The organism is Kitasatospora sp. NPDC034533 (genome assembly GCF_055575155.1).
Genome location: NZ_JBVITE010000013.1, coordinates 166,428 through 177,074, shown reverse-complemented (window position 1 = coordinate 177,074; position 10,647 = coordinate 166,428). Strand labels below are relative to the sequence as shown.

The following is a 10,647-nucleotide window of genomic DNA, read 5'->3' as shown; positions in this document are numbered from 1 at the left end:
GGTGTGGCGACGACCCGGCTGGTGTCGGAGCTGACGGCCACGGGTGTGGTGCCGATCGGTCGTCCGATCGCGAACACGCGCCTGTATGTGCTGGACGGGTGCCTGTCGCCGGTGGCGCCGGGTGTGGTGGGTGAGTTGTATGTGGCGGGTGCGGGTGTGGCGCGCGGCTATGTGCGGCGGCCGGGTCTGACGGCGGAGCGGTTCGTCGCTGACCCGTTCACCGGCGAGCGGATGTACCGCACGGGTGACCGGGCGCGTTGGACGGCGGATGGCCAGGTGGTGTTCCTGGGCCGTGCGGACGACCAGGTCAAGGTGCGTGGTTTCCGGGTGGAGCCGGGTGAGGTCCAGGCCGTGATCGCCGGGCACCCGCAGGTCGCCCAGGCCGCGGTGGTGGCCCGCGAGGACACCCCCGGTGACGTGCGCCTGGTGGCCTACGTCGTCGCCGACGCGGACAAGGCCGGGCTGCCGGAGTCGGTGCGTGCATTCGTCGGCGAGCGGCTGCCCGGGCACATGGTGCCGTCGGCGGTCGTGGTGCTGGACGCACTGCCGCTGACCGGCAACGGAAAGCTGGACCGCCGCGCCCTGCCCGCCCCGACTCACACGGCGGGCGCGGGCCGCGCACCGGCCACGCCCCAGGAGCAGGCCCTGTGCGACGCGTTCGCGCAGGTCCTCGGACTGGAGAAGGTCGGTGTCGACGACGACTTCTTCGCCCTGGGCGGCCACTCGCTGCTGGCGCTCCGGCTGGTCAGCCGGATCCGCACGGCGCTGGGCGCGGAGCTGCCGCTGCGGGCGCTGTTCGAGACGCCCACGGTGGCCGGCCTCGCCGGCCGGCTCCCGGAAGCGGGCCAGGCCCGGACCGCGCTGGTCGTCGGCGTGCGCCCCGAGCGGATCCCGCTGTCGTTCGCCCAGCGCCGGCTGTGGTTCATCGGCCAGCTCGAGGGCCCGAGCGCGACCTACAACATCCCGATCGCGCTGCGGCTGTCCGGTGCGATGGACGACGCGGCGCTGGGCGCGGCGCTGCGCGATGTGCTCGCCCGCCACGAGGTGCTGCGGACGGTGTTCCCGGCCGAGGACGGTCACCCCCGTCAGCAGGTGGTGGAGACCGACCGTCTGGCGTGGGAACTGCAGGTGGTCGAAACGGACCCGGCGGACCTGGCCGACGCCGTACGAGGGGCCTCCGAGTACGCCTTCGACCTGTCGGCTGAGGTTCCGTTCCGGGCCTGGCTGTTCACCAGTGGTCCGGACGAGTGCGTGCTCGTCCTGGTACTCCACCACATCGCAGGCGACGCGTGGTCGAGGGGCCCGCTGGCCCGGGACATCGCCGCCGCCTACGCGGCGCGCCGGCAGGGCCGGGCGCCGGAGTGGGAGCCGCTGCCGGTGCAGTACGCGGACTACGCGCTCTGGCAGCGCGAGTTGCTCGGCGGGGCGGACGACCCGGAGAGCCTGCTCTCCCGCCAGGTGGCCTACTGGCACGATGCGCTGGCCGATGTGCCGGAGGAACTGGACCTCCCGTTCGACCGGCCGCGTCCGGCGGTGGCGAGCTACCGGGGGCACGGGGTGCCGCTGGAGGTCCCCGCGGAGGTGCACCAGAAGCTGGTGGCGCTGGCACGTGCCGAGGGCGTGACGCTGTTCATGGTGCTGCAGGCCGCGCTCGCGGTGCTGTTCTCGCGTCTGGGCGCTGGTACGGACATTCCGATCGGTGTGGCGGTGGCCGGGCGTACCGACGAGGCACTGGACGACCTGGTCGGGTTCTTCGTCAACACCCTGGTGATGCGCACCGACCTGTCCGGTGACCCGAGCTTCACGCAGGCACTCTCCCGGGTGCGCGAGGCCGGCCTGGGAGCTTTTGCTCACCAGGACGTGCCGTTCGAGCTGCTGGTGGAGGAGCTGGCCCCGGCCCGGTCGCTGTCGCGCCACCCGCTGTTCCAGACGATGCTGACGCTGCAGAACACCGGGCGGGCCGCGGCGAGTCTGCCGGGTCTGCGGTCGCGGGGTGTGGCGGCGGACCTGCCGGTCGGCATGTCGACGGCGAAGTTCGATCTGGACGTGTCGGTCGGCGAGGCTCTGGACGCCGAGGGCCGTCCGGCGGGTCTGCGCGGTGCGCTCAACGGCGCGGCGGACCTGTTCGACCGGGCCTCGGTGGAGCGGCTCGCCGAGCGCTGGGTGCGGGTGCTGACGACGGTGGCCGCCGACCCGTGGCTGCCGCTGAGCGCGGTGGACGTGCTCGGCGAGGGTGAGCGGCAGCGGCTGCTGACGGAGTGGAACGACACCGTGACCGACGTGTCGCCCGGTACCTTGCCCGAGCTGTTCGAGGCCCAGGTGGCGCGCACCCCGCAGGCGGTGGCGGTGGCGGGTGACGGCGTCGAGCTGTCGTACGCCGAACTGGACGCCAGGGCGAGCCGGTTGGCGGACCTGCTGGCGGGCCGGGGCATCGGCCCGGAGTCGGTGGTCGCCGTCTGCATGGGGCGCGGTGCCGACCTGGTGGTGTCGCTGCTGGCGGTGCTCAAGGCCGGCGGCGCCTACCTGCCGGTGGATCCCGGCTATCCGGCGGACCGGATCGCCTATGTGCTCCGGGACGCGAACGTGGCGCTGGTGCTGTCGTCGACGGCGAGTGCCGCGGTGCTGCCGGAGTCGGACGCGCCGGTGCTGCTGGTCGACGAGCCGTCGGTGGTGGCCGAGTGGGCCGTACTGGACGGCCGGGTGTCGACCGGAGCGCTGTCGCCGGAGCATCCCGCGTATGTGATCTACACCTCCGGTTCGACGGGTGTGCCCAAGGGCGTCGCTGTCACCCATGCCGGTGCGGTGAACCTGCTGACGGTCGACGGCTGGAACACGGGCCCGGGCGACCGGGTGCTGCAGTTCGCGTCGGTGGGCTTCGACGCGGCGACCTGGGAGCTCCTGATGGCGCTGTGGTCGGGCGCCTGCCTGGTGGTGGCGCCGGCCGACGAACTGCTGCCGGGCGCGGGGCTGGAGCAGGTGGTGGCGCGGCACGGGGTGACGCATCTGCTGCTGCCGCCGGCGGTGCTGGGGGTGCTCGACGCGTCGGCTCTGGAACCGGTGACAACGCTGTTCTCGGGCGGCGAGGCGCTGGGGCCGGAGCTGGCGGCGAAGTGGGCGCCGGGTCGACGGTTCATCAACGCGTACGGTCCGACGGAGATCACGGTCTGCGCGACGATGACCGGTCCGCTGGCACCGGGGGATGAGCCGAGCATCGGCCGGCCCAACGCCAACACCCGGGTGTACGTGCTGGACGGGTCCCTGCAGCCGGTCGCCCCCGGCGTGGTCGGGGAATTGTACATCGCGGGGTCCGGAGTGGCCCGCGGGTACCTGCACCGGCCGGGGCTGACCGCGCAGCGGTTCGTGGCCGACCCCTGCGGGGCCGCGGGCTCGAAGATGTACCGCACCGGAGACCGGGCGCGCTGGACGGCCGACGGGCGGCTGCTGTACGCCGGCCGGGCGGACGACCAGGTGAAGATCCGCGGGTTCCGGATCGAGCCGGGCGAGGTCCAGTCGGTGCTGGCCGAGCACCCCGGAGTCATTCATGCGGCCGTCGTGGTGCGTGAGGATACCCCCGGCGACAAGCGCCTGGTCGGCTATGTCGTCCCCGCCGACGGCAGCGCCGCGGCGGGCACGGTCGGCGAGGCGCTGGCTGGCGCCGTGCGCGGTCTGGCCGCCGAGCGGCTGCCGGACTACATGGTCCCGTCGGCGGTGGTGGTGCTGGAGGCATTGCCGTTGACGTCGAACGGCAAGCTGGACCGCCGCGCGCTGCCCGCGCCCGAGTACACCGCGGTCGCCGCCGCCGCGGCGGTGGGCCGCGGGCCCGCCACCGCGCTCGAGGCCGTGCTGTGCGAGGAGTTCGCGGCGGTGCTCGGCGTGGCGTCGGTCGGGGTCGAGGACGACTTCTTCCGACTCGGCGGGCACTCGCTCCTCGCGGTCACGCTGGTGGCGCGGCTCGAGGCGCGCGGAGTGACGGTCTCGGTGCGGAACCTGCTGGCCACCCCGACGGTCGGCGGGCTGATGAACGGGATGAGCCTGGCCTCGGTGCAGGACGCGATGGGAGTGCTGCTGCCGATCCGTACGCAGGGGAGCAAGCCGCCGTTCTTCTGCGTCCACCCCGGCGGTGGGCTGAGCTGGTCCTACATGCCGCTGGCCCGTTTCGTCCCGGGGGAGGTCCCGCTCTACGGCTTGCAGGCCCGCGGCGTCGACGGCGCGGGCGAGTACGCGCGCTCGGTCCGGGAGATGGCGGCGGACTATGCCGAGCAGATCCGCACCGTGCAGCCGACCGGTCCGTACCACCTGCTGGGCTGGTCGTTCGGCGGGATTCCGGTGCACGAGATCGCCGTCCAGCTCCAGGCCGCCGGTGAGGAGGTGGCTGCGCTGGTGATCATGGACGCCTATCCCGCGCCGCCCCGCCCGGACGGTGAGTCCGCGGACCGGGACCGGCAGCCCGTCGACGCCCGCGTCCTCGAGGACGACGGGAAACTGGCCCCGGTCATGGAACGGATGCGTCGCGAGGCGGGTCAGGCGCTCGGCGCGATCTCGGACGAGGAGTTCCGGCGCCTCGCGCAGGTCTTCATCAACAACAGCCTGCTCCGGCAGGAGCACGCTCCCGGCCGGTTCGACGGGGACGCGCTGGTGCTCGTCGCGGCGGAGGGTCGACCCGACGGCGCGCCGACCGCAGACAACTGGAAGCCCTTCGTGTCCGGGGAGATCTCGGCGGTCCAACTGCCCTGCACGCACTCCGACATGATCCGGCCGGACATGCTGGCCGCGGCGTGGTCGGCGGTCTCCGACTGGCTGGGATAGGAGAGGGCTGACGAGGCGTCGTGCCACTGCCGCAGTGCCCGGACCGGGATGCCCGGACCGGGCACTGCGGCGTTCGGTTTCCCGGGCCGGATCGAATGGATAGCCTAGGAACCTAGATGAAGAGAGATGATGGTGATCGAGTTCCACCTGAATGCCCGTTCGGGCGTCGCGCCGTACATGCAGCTGGTTCAGCAGGTGCGCCAGGCGCTACGCCTGGGCGTGCTGACCGAGGGTGACCAACTGCCCACGGTCAAGGACGTCGTGGCCAAGGTGGCGATCAACCCCAACACCGTGCTCAAGGCATACCGGGAACTTGAGCACGAGGGCCTGGTCGCGCCCCGCCCCGGGAAGGGCACCTTCGTGACCAGGACACTCAGCGACGCATCTCTGGCCGCGCACGAGCCGCTGCGGGCAGACCTGCGCCACTGGCTCGACAAGGCCCGAAGAGCCGGCCTGGACGAGGAGAGCATCGAGGCCTTGTTCATGACCACCTTTCGAACCACCAGTAAGTAGGAACCATGACCGCCATGCTGGAGACCAGCAGGTTGAGCAAGCTGTACGGGCGCCACCAGGCGCTGAGCGACTGCACGTTGAGCGTTCCGGCGGGTCGCGTGGTCGGCTTGGTCGGCGCCAACGGTGCCGGGAAGACCACCCTGCTGAAGATGGCCTGCGGACTGGTGGCACCGACCTCGGGAACCATCGAGGTCTTCGGCGAGCGTCCCGCGGCCGACGCGGCGCAGCTGGCGAAGGTGGGCTACGTCGCCCAGGACACGCCCGTCTACGCCGGGCTGTCCGTCGGCGACCACCTGCGCCTGGGGGCGCGCCTCAATCCGAACTGGGACCACGACCTGGCGGAACGCCGGATCCGGCAGCTGGGTCTGAACCCGGCCCAGCGGGCAGGTGCGCTCTCCGGTGGCCAACGCGCCCAACTCGCGTTGGCGCTGGCCGTCGCCAAGCTGCCCGAGCTGCTGATCCTCGACGAGCCGGTGGCCAGCCTGGACCCGCTGGCCCGGCGCACGTTCCTGCGGAACCTGATGGAGTTCGTCGCTGAGCACTCCGCCGGCGTGGTGCTCTCCTCGCACCTGGTCGCCGACCTGGAACGGGTCTGCGACTACCTCGTCGTGTTGGCCGGCTCCCGGGTCCGGCTCGCGGGCGAGGTCGACGAGCTGCTCGCCACGCACGTCCGGATCACCGGCCCCCGGCGTGATCCCGGAACCCTGCCGGCGGGGGTGGAGGTCGTCCAGGCCGATCACACCGAGCGGCAGAGCACGTTCATCGTGCGGACCGACACTCCGATCGACGACTCGAACTGCAGTGTGGACGAACTGAGCCTGGAGGACCTGGTCCTCACCTACATGGCCCAGGCAGCCACCGAACCCGGCTACGGAACCCTCTCGGAGGCGGCGCGATGATCTGGTTGACCTGGCGTCAGTACCGCTCCCAGATCGTGGTGGCTCTCGCCGCCCTCGGCGCGGTCGCCGTCACCCTCGCGATCACGGGGGTGCGGCTGCGGCACTCCTACGACGCCACCCTCGCCGGCTGCCGGGCCCACGGCGGCTGCGAAACCGCGCTGGCCGCGTTCGGGTCGCAGTATGGCGTTCTGGAGACCTACGTCAACGCCGTGCTGATCGCGGTTCCCGGTCTGATCGGCGCCTTCTGGGGCGCGCCCCTGGTCACCCGCGAGCTGGAGACCGGCACCTACCAACTGGCGTGGAACCAGAGCGTGCCGCGGACCCGCTGGCTCGTCGTCAAGCTCGGCTCGGTCGCCGCGGTCGGTATGGCCGCCAGCGGCCTACTCTCCCTGCTGGTGACGTGGTGGGCCGGCCCGCTCGACCACGTTCACGCGGACCGGTTCAACCCGGAGGCGTTCGCCGCCCGCGGTGTGGCCCCCATCGGCTACGCCGCCTTCGCCGTGGCCCTCGGCGTCGTCAGCGGTGTACTGATCCGCCGAACCGTGCCGACCATGGCCGTGACGCTCGCGGTCTTCGCAGCGGTGCAGATCGTCATGCCGCTGGCGGTCCGACCGGTCCTGATGCCTCCGGCTCGCAGCACCGCGGCGCTCGACGCCGGCACCCTCGCCGCCGCCAGTAGCATCGAGGTGACGGGCAGCGGCAGCGACAGCCGCCTCTACGTGGGTATCGCTCAGCCCGACTCCTGGGTCCTGTCCAAGGACCCGGCCGTCGACTCGGCGGGCAGGGCGTACCAGGGGGCGGAGTCCTGTCTGGCGGCCGGGCAGGCGCAGTTCACGGCCTGTGTTGCCGAGGCGGGTCTCCAGCAGGCGGAGACCTATCAACCCGCCGACCGCTACTGGGGGTTCCAGTGGCTCGAAGTCGCGATCTTCCTCGCCCTCGCCGGCGGGCTGGCCGGTCTCGGACTCTGGGCCGTACGCCGACTGGAGTGAGCGGACCGGCGCCCCCGGGCGGGCGCCGGTCAATGCCGCAGCAGCAGGGCGGGTTGCTCGACCAGGTCGGCGACCAGGCGCAGGAACCCGCCGGCCGCGCCGCCGTCGCAGACGCGGTGGTCGAAGGTGAACGACAGCTGGGTCACCTCGCGCACCGCCAACTCGCCGCCGTGGACCCAGGGTTTGGCCACGATCCGGCCGACGCCGAGCATCGCCGCCTCGGGGTGGTTGAGGAGCGGGGTGGAGCCGTCGACGCCGAACACGCCGTAGTTGTTGAGCGTGAAGGTGCTGCCGGTCAGCTCCGCCGGAGTGAGCGAGCCGGCCCGCGCGGACTCCGTCAGCCGGGCCAGTTCCTCGCCGAGCCGCTCCAGCCCGAGCAGCTGCGCGTCCCTGACCACCGGGACCACCAGACCGCGTTCGCTCTGCGCGGCGAAGCCCAGGTGCACGGCGGAGTGCCGACGGATGCCGTCGGCCGCCACGCTGGCGTTGAGCTCGGGGTAGCGGGCCAGCGCGACGGTGCAGATCCGCGCCAGCAGGGCCAGCACGCTGATCCTGGGGCCGGCGGCGCGGTTCAGCTGCTGCCGCAGCTCCATGAGGCCGGTGGCGTCGGCGTCCACCCAGCAGGTGGCGGCGGGGATCTCCCGGTGGCTGAGGGTGAGCTTCTCGGCCGCCGCCTTGCGCAGGCCGCGCAGCGGGACGACGCCCTCGGCGGCCACCGCTGCCGGAGCGACGGTCGCCGCAGTGGCCCGCTCGACGTCGGCGCGCATGATCAGGCCCTCCGGGCCGCTGCCGGTCACGGCGGTCAGCTCGATGCCGTTCTCCCTGGCCAGCCGCCGCACCAGCGGCGAGACCACGGCGACCACGGCCGGGGCAGGTTCCATCGGCTCGGGCTCAGGGGCCGGGGTCGGGACCCCCACCCGGCGGCGCCGTGCGCCCTTGTCGGCCTCCGCCACGCCGTATCCGACGAGCGGCCGCTCGCCGTCGGGCATGGCATCGGCGACCGTCACCAGCGGCGCGCCCACGGCGATCTCCTCGCCCTCCTCGCCGTACCGCGCGGTGACCACCCCGCCGTACGGGCAGGGCACCTCCACCACGGCCTTGGCCGTCTCCACCTCCACCACCGGCTGGTCGACCGCGATCACCTCGCCGACCTCGACCATCCAGCGCACCACCTCCGCCCCGGTGAGACCCTCACCGAGGTCGGGCAGCCGGAACTCCCGCACGACGGGCATCATGCTCAGTCCTCCCACTGCAGCCGGGCGACCGCGTCCAGGATCCGGTCCACCCCGGGCAGGTGGTGGTGCTCCAGCATCGGCGGCGGGTACGGGATGTCGAAACCGGTGACCCGCAGCACGGGCGCGGCCAGGTGGTGGAAGCAGCGCTCGGTGACCCGGGCGGCGATCTCCGCGCCGGTGCCACCGAAGCCGCTCGCCTCGTGCACCACCACGGCCCGGCCGAGCGAGCGCACCACCCGGCAGACCGTCTCGTCGTCGAACGGCACCAGGGTGCGCAGGTCCAGCACCGCGAGGTCCCAGCCCTCGGCCTTCGCCGCCTCCGCCGCCTCCAGGCAGACCGGCAGCGAGGGGCCGTAGGTGATCAACACGGCGGAGGTCCCGGTGCGCCGCAGCACCGCCCGGCCGATCGGCTCGACCGGAGCCGCCGGGTCGAAGTCGGCCTTGCCCCAGTAGAGCCGCTTGGGCTCCAGGAAGACCACCGGGTCGTCGGAGGCGATCGACGCGCGCAGCAGCCCGTACGCGTCGGCCACCGTCCCCGGCGTGACCACGTGCAGGCCGGGGGTGCTGGTGTAGTACGCCTCGGAGGCGTCGCTGTGGTGCTCGACGCCGCCGATGCCGCCGCCGTACGGGATGCGGACGGTGATCGGCAGCGGGAGCCGGCCCGCCGTACGGTTGCGCATCTTGGCGACGTGCGAGAACAGCTGCTCCAGCGCCGGGTAGGCGAAGGCGTCGAACTGCATCTCGACGACCGGGCGCAGCCCGTACATCGCCATGCCGATCGCGGTGCCGAGGATGCCGGCCTCGGCCAGCGGGGTGTCCAGGCAGCGGTCCGGTCCGAACTCGGCGGTGAGCCCGTCGGTGATCCGGAAGACGCCGCCGAGCGCGCCGACGTCCTCGCCGAGGACGTGGACCGTCGGGTCCTCGCGCAGGGCGTCCCGCAGCGCGGAGTTGAGCGCCTGCGCCATGGTCGCAGTACGAGTCGTGGTCATCGCTCGGCCTCCGCAGCCAACTCAGCCGCCAACTGGTGCTGCTGCTCCAGGAGTTGCGGGGTTGGCTGGTCGTACAGGTGCCGGAACAGCGACATCGGGTCGAGCACCGGCTCGGCGTGGAACCCGAAGCGCATCCGGGACGCCAGGGTCTCGGCCGCCTCGGTCGCCTCGGCTGTCGCCGCGTCGTCCAGCAGGCCCATGGCGCGTAGCCGGTGCTCCATCAGCAGCAGCGGGTCGTGCTCCCGCCAGGCCGTGACCTCGTCCGAGTCGCGGTAGCGGGTGTCGTCGTCGGCGTTGGTGTGGGCGTCCAGGCGGTAGGTGACCGCCTCGACCAGGGTCGGGCCGCCGCCGCTGCGGGCGCGCTCCACCGCTTCGGTGAGCACCTGGTGCACCGCGACCACGTCGTTGCCGTCGACCAGGCGCCCGCGCATGCCGTAGCCGACCGCTTTGTGCGCCAGGGTGGGCGCGGCGGACTGGGCGCTGAGCGGGACGGAGATCGCGTAGCCGTTGTTCTGCACCAGGAAGACCACCGGCGCGTTGAGTACGGCCGCGAAGTTCAGCGCCTCGTGGAAGTCACCTTCGCTGGTGCCGCCGTCGCCCATCATGGCAAGCGCCACCACCGGGTCGCCGGCCAGCCGGGCCGCGTGCGCCAGGCCCACGGCGTGTGGCGCCTGGGTGGCGAGCGGGGTGCACAGCGGGGCGGTGCGGGTGGCCCGTGCGTCATAACCGGTGTGCGCGTTCCCACGCAGTAGCGTCAACGCCTCCAACGGATCCACCCCGCGCCCGACCACCGCCAGGGTGTCCCGGTAGCTGGGGAACAGCCAGTCGTCGGGCCGCAGCACCATGGCTGCCGCCACCTGACAGGCCTCCTGACCGGTGGAGGACGGGTACACGGCCAGCCGGCCCTGCTTGGTCAGGGTGGTGGCCTGCTGGTTGTAGCGCCGGCCCACCACCAGACGGCGGTAGAGGTCCAGCAACAACGCCGGATCGGTTCTCGCCATGGCGGGCGTACCGAGCATCCGGACGGGGGAGTCGTCCGGGAGTAGCGGCGCCGGGTCGGTGCGGGGGCCGGTCGCGCCGGGGAGCCACCCGGGTGCGGCGGTCTGGCGACGGTGGTCGAGAGCGGTCATCTCGGCTTCTCCGGGATGGTGGGGACCGCCTGCCGTCCGTCGGTCCGGTCGGACGAGCGGTAGGCGGACGGTGCGTGACGGAGGAC

6 protein-coding genes and 1 pseudogene are annotated in these 10,647 nt (G+C 72.8%); 4 read left to right on the top strand and 3 right to left on the bottom strand.

The window, feature by feature from the left end; genetic code table 11:
• Positions 1-36 precede the first annotated feature (36 nt).
• From ACZ55U_RS13045 to ACZ55U_RS13030, 4 genes and pseudogenes are all read left to right on the top strand, one after another.
• A pseudogene (locus tag ACZ55U_RS13045) lies at positions 37-4,806 on the top strand (amino acid adenylation domain-containing protein); the annotation flags it as partial.
• 126 nt (positions 4,807-4,932) lie between these two features.
• Positions 4,933-5,319, top strand: a complete 387-nt coding sequence (locus ACZ55U_RS13040) for a GntR family transcriptional regulator (protein WP_465525543.1) — start codon at positions 4,933-4,935, stop codon at positions 5,317-5,319.
• 5 nt (positions 5,320-5,324) lie between these two features.
• Positions 5,325-6,218 carry an ABC transporter ATP-binding protein gene (locus ACZ55U_RS13035; RefSeq protein WP_465525540.1) on the top strand — a complete coding sequence of 298 codons (894 nt, stop codon included), beginning with the start codon at positions 5,325-5,327 and terminating at the stop codon, positions 6,216-6,218.
• Positions 6,215-7,207 (top strand): ABC transporter permease subunit, encoded by a 993-nt coding sequence (locus ACZ55U_RS13030; RefSeq protein ID WP_465525538.1) that lies wholly within the window; start codon positions 6,215-6,217, stop codon positions 7,205-7,207. The genes ACZ55U_RS13035 and ACZ55U_RS13030 overlap by 4 nt, the downstream gene beginning before the upstream one ends.
• A 29-nt stretch (positions 7,208-7,236) precedes the next feature.
• Here ACZ55U_RS13030 and ACZ55U_RS13025 read toward each other — a convergent pair whose 3' ends face one another.
• Genes ACZ55U_RS13025 through ACZ55U_RS13015 form a run of 3 tightly spaced genes read right to left on the bottom strand, consistent with a single transcriptional unit; the run spans position 7,237 to position 10,561 of the window.
• A complete protein-coding gene (locus ACZ55U_RS13025) occupies positions 7,237-8,439 on the bottom strand; it encodes a dihydrolipoamide acetyltransferase family protein (protein ID WP_465525561.1) in 1,203 nt (400 codons plus the stop codon).
• A 5-nt stretch (positions 8,440-8,444) separates the two neighbouring features.
• Entirely contained in the window at positions 8,445-9,431 is a 987-nt protein-coding gene (locus tag ACZ55U_RS13020) for an alpha-ketoacid dehydrogenase subunit beta (protein WP_465525536.1), read from the bottom strand.
• Positions 9,428-10,561 (bottom strand): thiamine pyrophosphate-dependent dehydrogenase E1 component subunit alpha, encoded by a 1,134-nt coding sequence (locus ACZ55U_RS13015; protein WP_465525534.1) that lies wholly within the window; start codon positions 10,559-10,561, stop codon positions 9,428-9,430. Before ACZ55U_RS13015 ends, ACZ55U_RS13020 begins: the two co-directional genes overlap by 4 nt.
• Between the last annotated feature and the right edge of the window lie 86 nt (positions 10,562-10,647).

What these genes read in the sequence shown, in the direction of transcription:
- ACZ55U_RS13015 (WP_465525534.1), bottom strand. Translation starts at nt 10,561, where the DNA reads ATGACCGCTCTCGACCACCGTCGCCAGACCGCCGCACCCGGGTGGCTC.
- ACZ55U_RS13020 (WP_465525536.1), bottom strand. Translation starts at nt 9,431, where the DNA reads ATGACCACGACTCGTACTGCGACCATGGCGCAGGCGCTCAACTCCGCG.
- ACZ55U_RS13035 (WP_465525540.1), top strand. Translation starts at nt 5,325, where the DNA reads ATGACCGCCATGCTGGAGACCAGCAGGTTGAGCAAGCTGTACGGGCGC.
- ACZ55U_RS13040 (WP_465525543.1), top strand. Translation starts at nt 4,933, where the DNA reads ATGATGGTGATCGAGTTCCACCTGAATGCCCGTTCGGGCGTCGCGCCG.
- ACZ55U_RS13030 (WP_465525538.1), top strand. Translation starts at nt 6,215, where the DNA reads ATGATCTGGTTGACCTGGCGTCAGTACCGCTCCCAGATCGTGGTGGCT.
- ACZ55U_RS13025 (WP_465525561.1), bottom strand. Translation starts at nt 8,439, where the DNA reads ATGCCCGTCGTGCGGGAGTTCCGGCTGCCCGACCTCGGTGAGGGTCTC.